The organism is Streptomyces toxytricini, assembly GCF_014649915.1.
Lineage (GTDB): Bacteria > Actinomycetota > Actinomycetes > Streptomycetales > Streptomycetaceae > Streptomyces > Streptomyces toxytricini.
In genome coordinates this window covers 115,801-133,693 of sequence record NZ_BMTY01000006.1, presented here as the reverse complement: position 1 = coordinate 133,693, position 17,893 = coordinate 115,801, and the positions used below count along the sequence as shown (strand labels likewise).

General features: G+C 74.5%; 13 protein-coding genes. 4 read left to right on the top strand and 9 right to left on the bottom strand.

Annotated elements, in window-relative coordinates:
* Positions 1-123: 123 nt before the first annotated feature.
* From murG to rsmH, 9 genes are all read right to left on the bottom strand, one after another.
* Positions 124-1,218: an undecaprenyldiphospho-muramoylpentapeptide beta-N-acetylglucosaminyltransferase gene (murG, locus tag IE170_RS09560; RefSeq protein ID WP_114057193.1), complete on the bottom strand. Its 1,095-nt coding sequence runs from the start codon at positions 1,216-1,218 to the stop codon at positions 124-126.
* 6 nt (positions 1,219-1,224) lie between these two features.
* Positions 1,225-2,619, bottom strand: coding sequence for a putative lipid II flippase FtsW (gene ftsW / locus IE170_RS09555; protein ID WP_189808880.1), 1,395 nt, complete (start codon positions 2,617-2,619; stop codon positions 1,225-1,227).
* Positions 2,620-2,684: 65 nt separating this feature from the next.
* A complete protein-coding gene (gene murD / locus IE170_RS09550; protein ID WP_189808879.1) occupies positions 2,685-4,124 on the bottom strand; it encodes a UDP-N-acetylmuramoyl-L-alanine--D-glutamate ligase in 1,440 nt (479 codons plus the stop codon).
* Positions 4,106-5,176 (bottom strand): phospho-N-acetylmuramoyl-pentapeptide-transferase, encoded by a 1,071-nt coding sequence (gene mraY / locus IE170_RS09545; protein ID WP_125546296.1) that lies wholly within the window; start codon positions 5,174-5,176, stop codon positions 4,106-4,108. The genes murD and mraY overlap by 19 nt, the downstream gene beginning before the upstream one ends.
* Positions 5,173-6,597, bottom strand: coding sequence for a UDP-N-acetylmuramoyl-tripeptide--D-alanyl-D-alanine ligase (locus tag IE170_RS09540; RefSeq protein WP_189808878.1), 1,425 nt, complete (start codon positions 6,595-6,597; stop codon positions 5,173-5,175). Before IE170_RS09540 ends, mraY begins: the two co-directional genes overlap by 4 nt.
* The gene (locus tag IE170_RS09535; protein WP_189808877.1) at positions 6,594-8,321 is read right to left on the bottom strand and encodes a UDP-N-acetylmuramoyl-L-alanyl-D-glutamate--2,6-diaminopimelate ligase; all 1,728 of its coding nucleotides are present in this window, start codon (positions 8,319-8,321) and stop codon (positions 6,594-6,596) included. Before IE170_RS09535 ends, IE170_RS09540 begins: the two co-directional genes overlap by 4 nt.
* A 47-nt stretch (positions 8,322-8,368) precedes the next feature.
* Positions 8,369-10,378 carry a peptidoglycan D,D-transpeptidase FtsI family protein gene (locus IE170_RS09530; RefSeq protein WP_189808876.1) on the bottom strand — a complete coding sequence of 670 codons (2,010 nt, stop codon included), beginning with the start codon at positions 10,376-10,378 and terminating at the stop codon, positions 8,369-8,371.
* 117 nt (positions 10,379-10,495) lie between these two features.
* Entirely contained in the window at positions 10,496-11,059 is a 564-nt protein-coding gene (ftsL, locus tag IE170_RS09525) for a cell division protein FtsL (RefSeq protein ID WP_229884663.1), read from the bottom strand.
* On the bottom strand, positions 11,056-11,985 hold the full coding sequence (gene rsmH / locus IE170_RS09520; RefSeq protein WP_229884670.1) for a 16S rRNA (cytosine(1402)-N(4))-methyltransferase RsmH: 930 nt from the start codon (positions 11,983-11,985) through the stop codon (positions 11,056-11,058). Before rsmH ends, ftsL begins: the two co-directional genes overlap by 4 nt.
* Before the next feature lie 342 nt (positions 11,986-12,327).
* Here rsmH and IE170_RS09515 point away from each other — a divergent pair, with 342 nt between their 5' ends.
* The 4 genes from IE170_RS09515 to IE170_RS09500 all read left to right on the top strand — a co-directional run bounded on the left by IE170_RS09515 (position 12,328) and on the right by IE170_RS09500 (position 17,836).
* Complete coding sequence (locus IE170_RS09515; RefSeq protein ID WP_223856803.1) at positions 12,328-12,897, top strand: beta-class carbonic anhydrase; 570 nt, start codon at positions 12,328-12,330, stop codon at positions 12,895-12,897.
* Positions 12,898-13,035: 138 nt separating this feature from the next.
* Positions 13,036-14,043 carry an AAA family ATPase gene (locus IE170_RS09510; protein WP_125543020.1) on the top strand — a complete coding sequence of 336 codons (1,008 nt, stop codon included), beginning with the start codon at positions 13,036-13,038 and terminating at the stop codon, positions 14,041-14,043.
* Entirely contained in the window at positions 14,043-15,401 is a 1,359-nt protein-coding gene (locus IE170_RS09505) for a DUF58 domain-containing protein (RefSeq protein WP_189808875.1), read from the top strand. Before IE170_RS09510 ends, IE170_RS09505 begins: the two co-directional genes overlap by 1 nt.
* On the top strand, positions 15,398-17,836 hold the full coding sequence (locus IE170_RS09500) for a transglutaminase TgpA family protein (RefSeq protein WP_189808874.1): 2,439 nt from the start codon (positions 15,398-15,400) through the stop codon (positions 17,834-17,836). The genes IE170_RS09505 and IE170_RS09500 overlap by 4 nt, the downstream gene beginning before the upstream one ends.
* The last annotated feature ends 57 nt before the right edge of the window (positions 17,837-17,893 follow it).

The window sequence follows — 17,893 nt, the reverse complement described above, 5'->3', positions numbered from 1 at the left end:
CCGGGCCGGAGCCGGGGCCCTTGCGGGCCGGCCGGTCGGACGACCGGTCGGGGAACGGCGTCCCGCCCTGTGTGCTCCTGGCTCCGGCCACTGCTGTGCCTCCTGCGTCTGCGCTGTCCCGCCTCAGCGGTTCCTGTGGGCTGCGACCGCCTCGTACACCATCGCGACCAGCAGCTCGTCGGCGTCCCGGCGGCCGAACTCGGAGGCCGCGCGGGACATCTCGTACAGGCGGTGCGGGTCGGAGAGCACCGGCAGGACGTTGCCGAGCACCCAGTCGGGCGTCAGCTCCGCGTCGTCGACGAGCAGGCCGCCGCCGGCCTTGACCACCGGCTGGGCGTTGAGCCGCTGTTCGCCGTTGCCGATCGGCAGCGGGACGTAGGCGGCGGGGAGCCCGACGGCGGAGAGTTCGGCGACGGTCATCGCGCCCGCGCGGCACAGCATCATGTCGGCGGCGGCGTACGCGAGGTCCATCCGGTCCACGTACGGTACCGGGACATAGGGCGGCATCCCGGGCATGTTGTCGACGTGCGGCAGTTCGTTCTTCGGGCCGACCGCGTGCAGGATCTGGATCCCGGAGCGCTGGAGGGTCGGCGCGACCTGCTGCATCGTCTCGTTGAGGCGGCGGGCGCCCTGGGAGCCGCCCGAGACCAGCAGGGTCGGCAGGTTGGGGTCCAGGCCGAAGGCCGCACGCGCCTCGGGGCGGACCGCGGCGCGGTCCAGGGTGGAGATGGTCCGGCGCAGCGGGATGCCGACGTAGCGGGCGCCGCGGAGCTTGCTGTCGGGCGTGGAGACGGCGACGGCGTGCGCGTACCGGGAGCCGATCTTGTTGGCGAGGCCGGGCCGGGCGTTGGCCTCGTGGACGATGATCGGCACGCCGAGCCGCTTGGCGGCGAGGTAGCCGGGCAGGGCCACGTAGCCGCCGAAGCCGACGACGACGTCCGCCTTGGTCCGCTCCAGGATCTCCTCGGCCGCCTTGATGGTGCCGCGGAGCCGCCCCGGGACGGTGATCAGCTCGGGGGTGGGCTTGCGGGGCAGCGGGACGGCCGGGATCAGGCCCAGCTCGTAGCCGCGCTCGGGCACCAGGCGGGTTTCGAGCCCGCGCTCCGTGCCGAGCGCGGTGATGCCCACGGAAGGGTCCTGCCTGCGCAGGGCGTCCGCGAGGGCGAGCGCCGGCTCGATGTGGCCGGCGGTCCCCCCACCGGCGAGTACGACATGCACCGAATTTCACCGCTCTCCGGACGGACGCCTCGTGACGCGCCGTCTCATCGTCTTCCATCTCTGCCCGGTCCGCAGCCGGCCGTTCTTCGGCCGGCGCATCGCGAGCGCCGCGCGTGCGGCGGGCTCCTCCCGCGCGAAGGCGATGAGCAGTCCGACCGCGAACATGGTCGGCAGCAGAGCGGAACCGCCGTACGAGAACAGCGGGAGCGGGACCCCGGCGATCGGCAACAGGCCGAGCACCGCACCGATGTTGATCACGGCCTGGGCCGTGATCCAGGTGGTCACGCCTCCCGCGGCATACCGTACGAAGGAGTCCTCCGTGCGTCCGGCCACGCGGATACCCGCATAGCCTAGAGCCGCGAACAGGGCGAGTACCGACAGCGTCCCCGCCAGTCCCAGTTCCTCCCCGGTGATGGCGAAGATGAAGTCGGTGTGGGCTTCGGGCAGTTGTCCCCATTTTTCCACACTGGCACCCAGTCCGGAACCGAACCATCCGCCGGAGGCCAGGGCGTAGATCCCGTGGACGGCCTGCCAGCACAGGTCGTCTTTGCCCGGTTCCGTCGCTCCGATGCAGGACAGCCGGGACATGCGGTGAGGGCTGGTCTTGATCAGCAGTGCGATGATCACACCCGCGAAGGCGAGGACCCCCGCGAACAGCCGCGTCGGCGCCCCGGCCAGCCACAGCAGTCCGAGCAGGATGGCCCCGAGGATCATCGCGGTGCCCATGTCGCCGCCGAGCATGATCAGGCCGAGCAGCAGGAACGCCACCGGCACCAGCGGCACCAGCAGGTGCTTCCACTGGGCCAGCAGCCCCCGGTCGCCCTTGCGGGCCAGCAGGTCGGCGCCCCACAGGATCAGCGCGAGCTTGCCGAACTCGCTGGGCTGGAGCATGAACGGGCCGCCGAGCGAGATCCAGTTCTGGTTGCCGTTGACCGCGACCCCTATCCCGGGGACCTGCACCAGGACCATCAGGAAGAGCGTGCCGGCCAGCACGGGGTAGGACAGCGCCCGGTGCAGCTTCACGGGCATGCGCGAGGCGGCGAACAGCAGCAGCGCCCCGATCAGGGCCGCCAGGAACTGCTTCTTGAAGAAGTACGCGTCCCCCAGCCCCAGCTGGAGCGCCTTGATCATCGAGGCCGAGTAGACCATCACCAGGCCGAGCACGGTGATCAGCAGCGAGCTGCCGAAGATCAGGTAATAGGCGGTCAGCGGCCGGTCCCAGGCCCGGCGCACCTGCTGCTGGGTGCGCCGGATCCGGGTCAGCGGCCCGCCGCCCGCGGGGCGCCGCAGGCCCGGCGGGCGGCGGCGGCCCTGCGGTCTGAGGGCCGCGACGCCCCGCGCGGACCGCGCCGGTTTCGCGGCGGACGGCCGCCGCCCGGGCAGCACCTGTCTGGCCGGCATCTCGTGACCTTCCCCTCCACTCGTACGGGGCGGGCGGCCGGTCGGGGCGGACCTTCCTGCCCGGTCTAGGCGCTCCCGGCGGCCAGTTCGCGCACCGCGTCCGCGAACGCGTCCCCGCGCTCGTTGTAGTTCGCGAACATGTCCATCGATGCGCACGCGGGCGCCAGCAGGACCGTGTCGCCGGGCTCTGCGAGCCGGGCCGCTTCCCGGACCGCTGCGAGCATCGCCCCAGTGTCGGTCCGGTCGAGGTCGACGACCGGGACCTCGGGGGCGTGTCGCGCCAGCGCCTCGGCGATGAGCGCCCGGTCGGCGCCGATCAGCACCGCGCCGCGCAGCCGCTTGCCGGACTTCTGCACGAGCTCGTCGAAGGTCGCGCCCTTGGCGAGGCCGCCCGCGATCCACACGACGGGCTCGAACGCGGCAAGCGAGGCCTCGGCCGCATGCGTGTTGGTGGCCTTGGAGTCGTCGACGTACACGACGCCGCCGACCTCGTCCACGCGGGCGACACGGTGCGCGTCGGGCCGGAAGTCGCGCAGGCCGTCGCGGACGGCGCGCGGCGGGACGCCGAAGGCACGGGCCAGGGCGGCCGCGGCGAGGGCGTTGGCGATGTTGTGCGGGGCGGGCGGGTTGACGTCCGCGACCTCGGCGAGCTCCTGCGCGTTGCGCTGCCGGTTCTCGACGAACGCCCGGTCGACGAGGATGCCGTCGACGACGCCGAGCATGGAGGGGCCGGGGGCGCCGAGGGTGAAGCCGATGGCGCGGCAGCCCTCCTCGACGTCGGCCTCCTCGACGAGGCGCTCGGTGGCCGGGTCGGCGACGTTGTAGACGCAGGCGACGGTGTTGCCCTCGTAGATGCGGCCCTTGTCGGCGGCGTACGCCTCCATGGAGCCGTGCCAGTCGAGGTGGTCGGGCGCCAGGTTCAGCACGGCGGCCGAGTGGGCGCGCACCGAGGGCGCCCAGTGCAGCTGGTAGCTGGAGAGCTCCACGGCGAGGACGTCGTACTCCTCGTCGCCGAGCACCACGTCGATGATCGGCGTGCCGATGTTCCCGACGGCCGCGGTCTTCAGGCCGGCGGCCCGCAGGATCGAGGCGAGCATCTGGGTCGTGGTGGTCTTGCCGTTGGTGCCGGTGACGGCCAGCCAGGGGGCGGCCTTGCGGTCCGGGCGGGAGTCGCGCAGCAGCCAGGCGATCTCCACGTCGCCGACCACGTCGACGCCGGCCTCGGCGGCGGCCCGGAACAGCGGGCTCTCGGGCTTCCAGCCGGGCGAGGTGACGACCAGGCCGGTGCCCTCGGGGAGGGTCGCGGCGTCGCCGAGGCGGACGGAGACGCCCAGTCCGGCGAGTTCGGCGGCCTTCGCGCGGTGGCCCTCGGAGTCCCCGCCGTCCACGACGGTGACGGAGGCGCCGAGGCCGGCCAGGGCGCGGGCGGCGCTGATGCCGCTCACGCCGAGGCCGGCGACGGTGATGTTCTTGCCCTGCCAGGAGGTCACTTGTCCGCTGCCCATCCCGCGTAGAAGATGCCGAGGCCGACGATGACGCACATGCCCTGGATGATCCAGAAGCGGACCACGACGAGGACCTCGGACCAGCCCTTGAGTTCGAAGTGGTGCTGGAGCGGTGCCATGCGGAAGACGCGCTTCCCGGTGAGCCGGAAGGAGCCGACCTGGATGACGACCGACAGCGTGATGAGGACGAACAGGCCGCCGAGGAGGGCGATCAGGAACTCCGTGCGGGAGCAGATCGCGAGGCCGGCGAGCGCGCCGCCGAGGGCCAGGGAGCCGGTGTCGCCCATGAAGATCTTGGCCGGCGAGGTGTTCCACCACAGGAAGCCGAAGCAGGCGCCCATCAGGGCGGACGCGACGACGGCGAGGTCGAGCGGATCGCGCACCTCGAAGCAGGCGTTGGGGTTGGTCAGGGTCTGCGCGTTGGCGCAGGACTCCTGGAACTGCCAGACCCCGATGAAGGTGTAGGCGCCGAAGACCATCACGGCGGCGCCGGTGGCCAGGCCGTCCAGACCGTCCGTCAGGTTCACGCCGTTCGACATGGCCAGGATCATGAACAGCGCCCAGACCACGAACAGGACGGGGCCGATCGACCAGCCGAAGTCGGTGACGAACGACAGCTTCGTGGAGGCCGGGGCCAGCCCGCGCGCGTCCTTGAACTGGAGCGCGAGCACGGCGAAGGCGATGCCGACGATCAGCTGGCCGGCCATCTTGGCCTTGGCCCGCAGGCCGAGGGACCGCCGCTTGACGATCTTGATGTAGTCGTCGAGGTAGCCGACGAGGCCCATGCCGGCCATCAGGAACAGCACCAGCACACCGGACAGCGACGGGGACTGCCCGGTCAGCACCTTCGTCAGGGCGTACGCGATGAGCGTGGCCAGGATGAAGGAGATGCCGCCCATGGTGGGCGTGCCCTTCTTCCCCAGGTGGCCGCGCGGGCCGTCGTCGCGGATGAACTGGCCGTAGCCCTTGCGGGCCAGCAGTTTGATCAGCAGCGGGGTGCCGATGACGGTGAGGAACATGCCGATGACACCGGCGAACAGGATCTGCCTCATCGGCCGGCGACCTCGCCCTCGCCGGCCAGCAGCGCCTCTGCGACCCGCTCCAGCCCGATCGACCTGGAAGCCTTCACCAGCACGACGTCACCCGGGCGCAGTTCACTGCGCAACAGGTCGACCGCCGCCTGCGCGTCGGACACGAGCACCGACTCCTCACCCCACGAACCCTCGTTATAGGCGCCCAGTTGCAGCCAGGACGCTTCGATGCCCCCGACTGCGACGAGCTTGCTCACGTTGAGCCGGACGGCAAGCCGTCCCACCGCGTCGTGCTCGGCCAGCGAGGCGTCACCGAGCTCGGCCATGGGACCGAGCACCGCCCACGTGCGCCCCCCGTTCGCCCTGGCGGCGCCGCCCATCGCGGCCAGCGCGCGCAGTGCGGCCCGCATGGACTCGGGGTTCGCGTTGTAGGCGTCGTTGACGACCGTGACGCCGTCCGCCCGCTCGGTGACCTCCATCCGCCACCGGGACAGCGTGCCCGCCCCGGAGAGCGCGGTGGCGGCCTCCTGGGCGGACATGCCCAGCGCGTGGGCGACGGCGGCCGCGGCGAGCGCGTTCGACACGTGGTGCTCACCGTACAGGCGCAAGGTCACTTCGCCGCACCCGGTGGGTGTGTGAAGTGTGAAGGAGGGCTGTCCGGACGGCGTCATCCGGACATCGGCGGCGCGGACGTCTGCGTCGTCGGCCTCGCCGAAGAGCAGCGTACGGGCCTTGGTGCGGGCGGACATGGCGCGCACGAGGGGGTCGTCGGCGTTGAGGACGGCGATGCCGCCGTCGGCCGCCGTGGGAAGGGCCTCGACGAGCTCGCCCTTGGCGACGGCGATCTGCTCGCGGCCGCCGAACTCGCCGATGTGGGCGGTGCCGACGTTGAGGACGACGCCGATGCGGGGCGGGGTCAGTCCGGTGAGGTAGGCGATGTGGCCGATGCCGCGGGCGCCCATCTCCAGGACCAGGTGCCGGGTCTCCTCGGTGGCGCGCAGCGCGGTGAGCGGCAGGCCGATCTCGTTGTTGAGGGAGCCGGGCGTCCACACGGTGGGGGCGTGGGCCTGGAGCACCTGCGCGATGAGGTCCTTGGTGGAGGTCTTGCCGGCGGAGCCGGTCAGGGCCACCACGTCGGTGCCGAGGCGGTGGACGACGGCGCGGGCGAGGGCGCCGAGGGCCTTCTCGACGTCGTCGACGACGATCGCGGGCACGCCGACGGGGCGCGTGGCGAGCACGGCGGCGGCGCCGGCGGCGACGGCGCCTTCGGCGAACTCGTGCCCGTCGACGCGCTCGCCGGCGAACGCGGCGAACAGGCTGCCGGCCTCGACCTGGCGGGAGTCGATGACGACGGGCCCGGTGATGCGCACCGAGGGGTCCGGTATGTCGTGGGGCCGCCCGCCGGTGATGTCGGCGATCTCGGCGAGGGAAAGGGCGATCACTGGTTCACCTCGGCCTCGTGGACGTTCGGTTGGTGCGGCCGCGCGGCGTGCGCGGCCTGTGCCTCGATCGCGGCGCGGAGCACCGCGCGGTCGTCGAAGGGGCGTACGACTCCTGCGGTGTCCTGGCCCTGCTCGTGCCCCTTGCCGGCGACGAGCACGGTGTCGCCGGGCTCGGCGCGCGCGACGGCGGCGGCGATGGCCGCGGCCCGGTCGGCGTCGACGAGGACGGTGCCGCGCTCGGCGGCGGGCACGGAGACGGCCCCCTCGAACATCGCGGCGAGGATCTTCAGCGGGTCCTCGGAGCGCGGGTTGTCGGAGGTGAGCACGGCGGTGTCGGCGAACCGGGCGGCGGCGGCGCCCATCGGGCCGCGCTTGGTGGAGTCGCGGTCGCCGCCGCAGCCGAGCACGATGTGCAGCCGGCCGGCGGTGACCTCGCGCAGGGCGCGCAGCACGGACTCGACGGCGTCGGTCTTGTGCGCGTAGTCGACGACGGCGAGGTAGGGCTGGCCCGCGTCCACCCGCTCCAGGCGGCCGGGGACGCCGGGGACGGCGGCGATGCCGTCGGCGGCGGTCTGCGGGTCGATCCCGGCGGCGGCGAGCGCGGCGATCGCGGCGACGGTGTTGGCGACGTTGAACGGGCCGGGCAGCGGGGCGCGGGCGGCGATGCGCTGCCCGTCCGGGCCGACGACGGTGAGGGTGGAGTCCATGTGCCCGAAGACGACGTCCTCGGCGCGCCAGTCGGCGGCCGGGTCGCCCTGGGCGGAGAAGGTGGTGACGGGGATCGGCGACTCCTTGGCGAGGCGCCGGCCGTACTCGTCGTCGGTGTTGACCACGCCGAGGCGGGCGCGGCGCTCGGTGAAGAGCTGCGCCTTGGCCTGGAAGTAGTCCTCCATGTCGGAGTGGAACTCCATGTGCTCCGGGCTCAGGTTGTTGAAGACGGCGACGTCGAAGACGCAGCCGTCGACCCGGCCGAGCACCAGGGCGTGGCTGGACACCTCCATGGCGACGGCCTCGACGCCGCGTTCGCGCATGACGGCGAACAGGGCCTGGAGGTCGGTGGCCTCGGGGGTGGTCCGCTCCGACTTGATGCGCTCGTCGCCGATGCGCATCTCGACGGTCCCGATGAGCCCGGTGGCGCGGCCGGCGCCGCGCAGGCCGCCGTCGACGAGGTACGCCGTCGTGGTCTTGCCGGAGGTGCCGGTGATGCCGATGCGGAGCAGGCCTTCGCCGGGGCGGCCGTAGATCTCGGCGGCGAGGGCGCCCATGCGGCCGCGCGGGTCGTCGGCGGTGAGCACGGGCAGGCCGGTGGCGGCCGCGCGCTCAGCTCCCGCGGGATCGGTCAGGATCGCCGCGGCGCCGAGGGCCGCCGCCTGGGCCGCGAAGTCGGCGCCGTGCATCCGGGCGCCGGGCAGGGCCGCGTACAGGTCGCCGGGGCGCACCGCACGGGAGTCGTGCGTGATCCCGGTGATCTGCGGGCCCGAGGGCTCCGCGGGGGCGCCGGGGTCCAGCAGGTGCGCGAGCGCGCCGAGCGGGGTCGGGCGGACGGACGCGGGCCGGGGCGCGCCAGGCGGCACTGCCGGGGCGTCCTGCGGGGTGGTTCTGGGCTGATCAGCGTGGGACACGGCGGTGAGCGTACCGGGCGCGGCGGGCCGCCCGCGAAGCGAGGGCCCGCCGGGGGCGGCCCCGGCCGGCTGGTTCCCGGGTTCGGGGGTGATCGTGGTCACTGGTGGTGCCTCACGGTTCCTGGGGGGCCGGCGCGGCGGCCCGGGGGTCACCGGCCTGGCGTCGTGCCGGGTCGGGGGGTGGTCTGGGGGGCGGCCTGCGGGCCGGGCTCGTAGGTGACCGGCAGGCCTGCGGGGGCGGTGCCGGTGGGGGCGACCCGGAGGGTCTTGAGGGCGAACTCCATGACCTTCTTGTAGATGGGGCCGCAGATCTGGCCGCCGAAGTAGTTGCCCTTGGTGGGGTTCTGGATGGCGCAGTAGACGGTGATGCGGGGGTCGTCGGCCGGGGCGAAGCCGGCGAAGGATGCGGTGTAGCCCTTGTAGCGGCCGGTGGCCGGATCCACCCGGTTGGACGTGCCGGTCTTGCCGCCGACCCGGTAGCCGGGGATGCGGGCCTTGGTGCCGGTGCCCTCCTGGTCGTCGACGACGGATTCCAGCATCTGCGCGAGGGTCTTGGCGGTCTCCTCGCTGATCACGCGGGTCTGCTCGGGGGCGGGGGCCGGGGTGAAGCGGCCGTCGGGGCCCTTGGTGCCGCGGACGAGGGTCGGCTCGATCCGCACGCCGCCGTTGGCGACGGTGGAGTAGACGGAGGCGGCCTGCATGGCGTTGACGGAGAGGCCCTGGCCGAAGGGGATCGTGTACTGCTGGGAGGTCGACCAGGCCTCGGGGCGGGCGAGGATGCCGCGGGACTCGCCGGGGTAGTCCAGGCCGGTGGGCCGTCCGATGCCGAACTTGTCGAGGTAGGAGTGCAGGACGCGGTTGGCGTCGGGCTGGGTGGGGCCGAGCTGGCCGGTGGCGAGGATCGTGCCGATGTTGGAGGACTTGGCGAGGACCCCGTTGAGGGTGAGGTACCAGGTCGGGTGGTCGATGTCGTCCTTGAAGAGCCGGTCGCCGCGGTGGAGCCGGTTGGGGACCTCGACGCGCGTCTCGGGGGTGGCCTTCTTCTCCTCCAGCACGGCCGCCATCGAGATGACCTTGGCGGTGGAACCGGGCTCGTACACGTCCTGGAGGGCGGCGTTGCCCATGGCGGCGGAGCTGGCGCGGGAGAGGTCGTTGGGGTCGAAGCCGGGGGCGTTGGCCATGGCCAGGACCTCGCCGGTGCGGGTGTCCTGGACGATGACGTAGCCGCGGTCGGCCTCGGACTTGCGGACCTGTTCGGCGATGGCGCTCTGCGCGGCCCACTGGATGTCGCGGTCGATGGTCAGCTCGATGTCCTCGCCGGGCACGGCGGGCTTCTCGTTGGACCCCGCGGTGGGGACGCGCCGGCCGCCGGACTGGGCGTAGGTGATGGTGCCGTCCCGGCCGGCGAGCTTGCGGTCGAGGGAGGACTCCAGGCCGCCTCCGCCGCGGCCCTCGGCGTTGACGTAGCCCAGTATCCCGGCGGCGAGGTCGCCGTTCGGGTAGACGCGCTTGCTGCTGTCCTCGCTGAAGACGCCGGAGAGGACGTTGGCGCCGGGGCCGTTGTTGCGCTTGTCGGCGGCGGCCTTGTCGGCGAAGACCCGCTTGAGGTCCTTGATCTGGTTCCAGACCTGGGGGGTCTGGCGGCGGGCGAGGACGACGTACCGGCTGTTCTTCGTCTTCAGCTTGGCGGCGAGCTCCCCGGCGTCGGCGCCGAGGATGGGGGCGAGGAGGGCCGCGGCCTGCTCGGGGGCGTCGGGCGCCTTGCTCTCCTGCGGGGTGAACATCTGCGGGTCGGCGGTGATGTCGTGGGCGTCGACGCTGATGGCGAGGGCGACGCCCTTGCGGTCGGTGATCTCGCCGCGCTCGGCGGCGAGGGTGACGGTGGTGAAGCGGTTCGCGGAGGCCTTCGCCGAGTAGGCGGAGGCGTCCACGGCCTGTACCTGGAGCAGGCGCACGGTGAAGGCGAGCATCACGAGGGTGAGGCCGATGCCGACCAGGCGCAGCCGGGGCCGGGGGCTGCCGAGCCGGATGGTGTGGGGGGCGCCGGCGGCGGGCCGGCGGGCGGCGGGCCGGGGGTTGACGCGCGGCCGGTCGGTGTCGGCGGGCCGGGGCCTGCCGGGTCCGGGAACCCGGCGCCGGGGGGTGTCCTGCGGGCTCACCCGGCCACCCCGCGGGGCCGGGCGGCGGGGGTTCGGCGGGGGCGGCCGGGGCGGGGCCCCGGGAAACGGCGGGGGGACGGGGCGGTCGGGCGCCCCGCGGGGATCCGTTTCACGACGTCACCTTCCGGGGGTGGGGCTGGGCCGGTCAGCGCCGGGTGCCTGCTCCGCGGCGCCGCCGGCTGGCGCCGGGGGCGCCGGTGCCGGGGCGGGCGGGGCGGACGGCGGGGCGGTGGCCGCGGCCGGCGGTGCGGCCGGGCCGGGGGAGGCGGCGCCCGGCGGGGGCGCGCTCGGGGCGGCGCCCGGCGCCGCCGCGGACGGGGAGGGGGACGGCGCAGGCGCCTCCGCGGCGGCGGCGGTGCCGGTGACCTTGCCGCCCTCGTCGATGAAGGCGGGGCTGCCGCCGGGGACCATGCCGAGTTCGACGGCCCGGCGCTGGAGGGCGTCGGGGGCCGAGTAGGCGTCGACGTCGCGCTGGAGGGCCTGCTCCTCGTCGGTCAGCGCGGTGGTCTCCTTCTTCAGCTTGGCCAGCCGGAAGGAGCCCTCGTTGAGGGCGGAGTTCAGCAGCAGCAGGCTGATCAGGCCGCCGGCGAGCAGGGCGACCACCAGGAGGACGAACGGTGTGCGCGCCGCCTGCCCGGCGGGGCCGCGCTGCCCGGCCCCGCCTCCGCCGCCCTTGGTCACCGGTTCGCCTCCCGGATGCGCTCGACGCCGCGGAAGCGGGCCGGTGCGGCCCGCCGGTTCTCGGCGATCTCCTCCTCGGTGGGCAGTTCGGCGCCGCGGGTGAGGAGCTTCAGCCGGGGCTGGTACTTCTCGGGGACCACGGGCAGCCCCGGCGGGGCCGTGGAGGCGGCCCCGGCGGCGAAGACCTGCTTGACGAGGCGGTCCTCCAGGGAGTGGTAGGAGAGGACGGCGATGCGGCCGCCGACCGCGATGCGGTCCACGGCGGCCGGGATGGCCCGCTCCAGGACCGACAGCTCGCCGTTGACCTCGATGCGCAGGGCCTGGAAGGTCCGCTTGGCGGGGTTGCCGCCGGTGCGCTTCGCCGCCTGCGGCAGCGATTCGCGGATCAGCTCGACGAGCCGGGCGCTGTGGGAGAAGGGCTCCTTCTCCCGCTCGCGGACGATCGCGGAGACGATCCGCTTCGCCTGCTTCTCCTCGCCGTACTGGCGCAGGATGCGGACGAGCTCGCCGGCCGGGTAGGTGTTGAGCACCTCGGCCGCGCTGACCCCGGTCGTCTGGTCCATGCGCATGTCGAGGGGGGCGTCCTGGGCGTACGCGAATCCGCGGTCGGCCTCGTCGAGCTGCATGGAGGAGACGCCGAGGTCGAAGAGGATGCCCTGGACGGTGGGGGTGCCGAGGCGGTCGAGCACCTCGGGGAGCTCGTCGTAGACGGCGTGGACGAGGGTGGCGCGGTCGCCGAAGGGGGCGAGGCGCTCGCCGGAGAGCCTCAGGGCCTCCTTGTCGCGGTCGAGGCCGATCAGGCGGGCCTCGGGGAATCGGGTCAGCAGGGCCTCGCTGTGGCCTCCGAGGCCGAGGGTGCAGTCGACGACGACGGCCCCCGGCTCGTGGAGGGCCGGGGCCAACAGGTCCAGGCACCGCTGGAGCATCACCGGGACGTGTCGGGACTCGCTGGTCAAAGCGCCCTCTCAGATAACGGCGCGGCAGGCATACGCCGCGCCGCGCACGCGGAGTGTTACCAGGGGGCCGGGCAGCCGGTCAGGGCCGGGCTCCGGCCGGTTCGCGCCACTTTAGTGCAACGGCACGCCGGGTCAACGAACCGGCCCGCGCGCCGTGCGCCCGCCTCGCCCGGAACCCGCAAAAGGCGCGAATCACCCGGATGGCGGCCCCCTCCCCACCCCTGTGGGTCAGCTCACACCGTGCTGCGTTGACCCGTTTCCTCCCGCGGCGTCCCGAGCCGGGCCCGAGGGGCGGCCACTACCGTCGAAGGCATGACGACTTCCGCTCCCCCGCCCGCCGGATCCGCCGCCGGGGCCCCCGGCCCGTCCGGCGGTCCCTCCGGCGGCTCCGTCACCGACCGGCTGGTCGAGGCCAACCGCCGTTACGCCGCCGGTTTCCGCGACCCCGGCATGGACGCCCGCCCCGTCCTCCGGGTGGCGGTCGTGGCCTGCATGGACGCCCGCCTCGACCTGCACGCCGCGCTCGGCCTGGAGCTCGGCGACTGCCACACCATCCGCAACGCCGGCGGGGTCGTGACCGACGACGCCATCCGCTCCCTCACCATCAGCCAGCGCGCGCTGGGCACCCGCTCGGTCATCCTCATCCACCACACCGGCTGCGGCCTGGAGAGCCTCACGGAGGACTTCCGGCACGAGCTGGAGGACGAGGTGGGCCAGCGCCCGCCGTGGGCCGTCGAGGCGTTCCGGGACGTCGACCAGGACGTCCGCCAGTCCATGCAGCGCGTGCGGACCAGCCCCTTCCTCCCCCACCGCGACGATGTGCGAGGCTTCGTCTTCGACGTGCACACCGGGCTCCTGCGGGAGATCGATCCCGACTCGTGAGTGACACAACCCCGTGGAGCCGTCAACAATGCGGGGACGACGCCGCCCGGAACCCCTCCGGGTCCGGCGTCCGTGTCGGGATGGGCCGGCCGTGCGCAAGGGACGCCGGCCCCACCGGAAAGGGCCGAGGAGTACCAGGTGACGACCTATGACGACAGAGCGGGTCTCGCGGATCTGACGAGCACGGCCGAGCGCGTGCGCCGGTCCGTCGAGAGCGTGATCGAGGGCAAGCCCGAGGTCGTGCGCATCGCCCTGACCGTGCTCCTGGCCGAGGGCCACCTGCTGATCGAGGACGTCCCCGGCGTCGGCAAGACGATGCTGGCGAAGACCCTCGCGAAGTCGATCGACTGCTCGGTGCAGCGCATCCAGTTCACCCCGGACCTGCTGCCCTCCGACATCACCGGCGTCAGCATCTACGACCAGCAGCGCCGCGAGTTCGAGTTCAAGCCCGGCGCGATCTTCGCGCAGATCGTCATCGGCGACGAGATCAACCGCGCCTCGCCGAAGACCCAGTCGGCGCTGCTGGAGTCGATGGAGGAGCGCCAGGTCACCATCGACGGCACCACGTACGCCCTGCCCAGCCCGTTCATGGTGGTCGCCACGCAGAACCCGGTCGAGATGGAGGGCACCTACCCGCTCCCCGAGGCGCAGCGCGACCGCTTCATGGCCCGGGTCTCCGTCGGCTACCCGAGCCCGGACGCCGAGCTGCGGATGCTCGACGTCCACGGCGGGCTCTCGCCGCTGGACGACCTCCAGGCCGTCGCGCACGCCCACGACATCGCCAAACTGGTGGAGGCCGTCCGGGACGTGTACGTCGCCGAGCCGGTCCGCCGCTACGTCGTCGACCTGGTCTCCGCCACCCGCAGCCATCCGGACCTGCGCCTGGGCGCCTCGCCCCGCGCCACCCTGCACCTGCTGCGCGCGGCGAAGGCCGCGGCCGCCATGGCCGGCCGCGACTTCGTCCTCCCGGACGACGCGCAGGCCCTGGCCGGGCCGGTGCTGGCGCACCGCCTGCTCCCGACGGCGCAGGCCTCCCTGAACCGCCGCACCGCCGAGCAGGTCGTGCAGGACATCGTGCAGCGCACCCCCGTCCCGAGCGCGCACCCGCGCGGCGAGGTGCCCGGCGCCGGCGTCCGGGGCTTCTGATGGGCGCCGGTGCCCGGAGCGGCGCCGGCGGCGGGGGCCGGAACTCCGGCGGGCTGCGCGCGTCGCTGGCCGGCCTGACCACCCGGGGCCGGTCCTTCCTGGCCGCGGGCATCGCGGCGGCCCTCTGCTCGTACGTGCTCGGCCAGGCCGAGCTGCTGCGTGTCGGGCTGCTGCTGGCCTTCCTGCCGCTGCTGTGCGTCGCCGTCCTGCACCGCACCCGCCACCGGGTCGCCGGCAGCCGCCGGCTGAGCCCGCAGCGGGTGCCCGCCGGGGACGAGGCGCGGGTCCAGCTGCGCGTAGAGAACGTCTCCCGGATGCCGACGGGGATGCTGATGCTCCAGGACCGGGTGCCGTACGTGCTCGGGCCGAGGCCGCGGTTCGTGCTGGACCGGGTGGAGCCGGGCGGCCGCCGCGAGGTGTCCTACCGGGTCCGCTCCGACCTGCGCGGCCGCTACCCGCTGGGCCCGCTCCAGCTGCGGCTGACCGACCCCTTCGGGCTGGTCGAGCTGACCCGCTCGTTCAGCACGTACGACGTGCTCACCGTGGTCCCGCGCACCGAGGAGCTGGCCCCCGTCCGGCTGGGCGGGCAGAGCTCCGGCTACGGCGACGGCAGCGGCCGCGCGCTGGCCCTGGCGGGCGAGGACGACGTCATCCCGCGCGGCTACCGGCGCGGCGACGACCTGCGCCGGGTGCACTGGCGCTCGACGGCCCGCTACGGCGAGCTGATGGTCCGGCGGGAGGAGCAGCCGCAGCGCAGCCGCGCGACGGTCCTGCTGGACACCCGCGGCATCGCGTACGAGGGCGCCGGGCCGGACTCGGCGTTCGAGTGGGCCGTGTCGGGGGCCGCCTCGACCCTGGTCCACCTGCTGGAGCGCGGCTACTCGGTGCGGCTGCTGACCGACGGGGGCAGCGCCCTGGCCGGGGAGGGCGCGGGCTTCTCGCAGGGCGGCCAGGAGTCCGCCGAGGCCGCCGGGATGATCATGGACATGCTGGCCGTCGTCGGGCACTCCGACGGGGCCGGGCTCTCCCGCGCGTACGACGCCCTGCGCGCCGGGGACGGCGCCGGATTCGGCGGGTCGGCCGGCGACGGCCTGCTCGTCGCGTTCCTCGGCGAGCTGGACGACGCGCAGACGGAGCTGGCTGCGAAGATGCGCGGCCGATGCGGCGCAGCGGTGGCCTTCCTGCTGGACCCGGCGCAGTGGGCAGGGCAGCCCTCGCGCGCCCAGAAGCGGCTGGACCGGCTGCGCGAGACGGGCTGGACGGCGCTGGCCGTCCCGCCCGGCGCCGCGTACGGCGACCTGTGGCGGCAGGCCGGGAGCGCGCCGCTCGGCACGGACTCCCCGGGGGGCTGGTCATGAGCGGACGTGCACGGCTGACGGTGTTCGCGGTCCTGGCGACCCTGCTGGCCTCCTGGTCGCTGGCCGCGCTGGTGGAGTCCTCGGGCTGGCTGCTCCAGGCCGCGGCGCTGCTGTGCCTGCAGAGCGGGGTGGGCGCCGCGGCCCGGCGGGCGCCGCTGGCGCGGCCGCTGACCGTGGCCTCGCAGGTGCTGGCCTCCTCCCTGGTGGTGGTCTTCCTCTTCGCGGGGAAGGGCGAGTCGACCGGGACCGGGCCGATGGCCTACCTGGTGACGGACATCGGCGCCCTGTTCCGCCGCGGCGTGCAGGACGTGGCAGAGTTCGCGATACCCGCCCCGCTGACCGACGGCATCCGGCTGCTGCTGCTGACCGGGGTCCTGGTGATCGGGCTGCTGGTGGACCTGCTGGCGGTGACGATGCGCAGCGCCGCCGCGGCGGGGCTGCCGCTGCTCGCCCTGTACTCGGTGGCGGCGGGCCTCTCCGGCGGCGCCGGCGCGCCCTGGTTCTCCTTCCTGCTGGCCGGCGCCGGCTACCTGGTGCTGCTCCTGGCCGAGGGCCGCGACCGGCTGGCCCAGTGGGGCCGCGTCTTCGGCGGCGCCCCGTCCGGCCGGGTGACCGCGTCCTCGGGGTACGGGTCGGGTGGCGCGGGCTCCGGCCGGCCGCTGTCGCCCGTGCGCACGGGGCGCCGGATCGGCGCGGCGGCCCTCGGCCTGGCCCTGGTGGCCCCGGCTGCGCTGCCCTCGCTGGGCGGCGGCGTCCTCGGCGGCCGCACCGAGGCCGACGGCGGCGGCAGCGGGGTCGGCGGGACGATCTCCGCGGTGAACCCGCTGGTGTCCCTGCAGAGCAGCCTGAACGCGCAGGACAACCGGGTGGTGCTGAAGTACCGGACGGACACCCCGGCCCTGGGCGACCACTACCTGCGGATCCTGGCGCTGGACGAGTTCAACGGCGTGAAGTGGGAGGCGTCCGGCCGGGCCCTGACCGACGTCCCGGAGCGGCTGCCGAACCCGCCGGGGCTGGGCGAGCGGGTCCGCCAGGGCGCGGCGGAGGTCCGTACGAGCATCTCGGCGGCGGACACCTATGCGCAGCGCTACCTGCCGATGCCGTACCCGGCGACGGGTGTGGACATCCCCGGCCGGTGGCGGTTCGAGCCGGTCGGCCGGACCCTGGTCGGCGACCAGCTGGCCAAGGACCGCTACCAGAACGTGCAGGGCTCGATGTACACGGTGCGGAGCCTGCTGCTGCGGCCGACGGCGGCCCAGCTGCAGTCGGCTCCCGCACCCGACCCGGCGGTCCGCGCCGAGTACACGAAGCTGCCCGACAACCTGCCGCCGGTGGTGGCGGAGACGGCCCGGCAGATCACCAGGGGTGCGAAGGACGACTACACGCGCGCGGTGCGGCTGCAGGACCACTTCGCCGTGAACGGCGGCTTCCGCTACGACACGAAGGTGGCGTCCGGCACGGGCCCGCAGGCCATCGCCCGGTTCCTGGCGGACAAGGAGGGCTTCTGCATCCACTTCGCCTTCTCGATGGCCGCGATGTCGCGCTCACTCGGCATCCCGGCGCGGGTCGCGGTCGGGTTCACGCCCGGTGAGAAGCAGGCCGACGGCAGTGTGAACGTCTCGATGCGGGACGCCCACGCCTGGCCGGAGCTGTACTTCGAGGGCGTCGGCTGGACCCGGTTCGAGCCGACCCCGCGCCAGGGGCTGACGCTGCCGGACTACGCGCGTGCCGAGAGCCCGGCGGCCCAGCCGTCGGCGCCGGCGCCGCTGCCCTCGCAGAGCGCGGCGGAGCCGTCGGCGGCCCCTTCGCAGGCCGACGCCTGCCCGCCGGAGCTGCGGCGGCTCGGCGAGTGCGGCGGCGCCGCACCGCAGGAGGCGGCCGGCGGGCAGGGCGGCGGGCCGTCCGCCGGGGCGGTCCTCGGCTGGGCGGCCGCGGCGGCGGTCGTCGTCGGCGTGCCGCTGCTGCCGCTGCTGTGGCGCTCCCGGCTGCGCAGGCGGCGGCTGGGCGGGGGCGGCGTCCTGCCGGCCTGGGAGGAGCTTCACGACGCGGCCTGGGACACGGGCATCGTCCCGGACCGGGCGCTGTCCCCGCGGGCGGCCGCCGACCGGCTCGTCGGTGAGGGCCGCCTCGACGGGGAGGCCGCGGCGGCGGTCCGTCGGCTCTCCGGCGCGGTGGAGCGGGCCCTGTACGCCCCGCCCGGCGCACCGGAGGCGGAGCCGCGGGCGGAGGCGGCGCAGGACGTGCTGGCGGTCCGGGCCGCGCTGCTGGCCGGCGCCGGCCGGCGGGGCCGGCTGCGGGCGCTGCTGCTGCCGCGCTCGGCGGCGCGGGTGCGGTGGGCGGTGCAGGCGCGCCGCGACGCCGCGGCGGCCGCGGCCGCCCGTCGTGCGGCGGCGGTGCGGGCCCGGGTGCGGCTGCCGCTGCGCGGCCGCGGCTGACGGCAGGAAGGCGAAGACGCCGGGCGGGCGGTGCGGCATGGCTCGATCCCGTTGCTG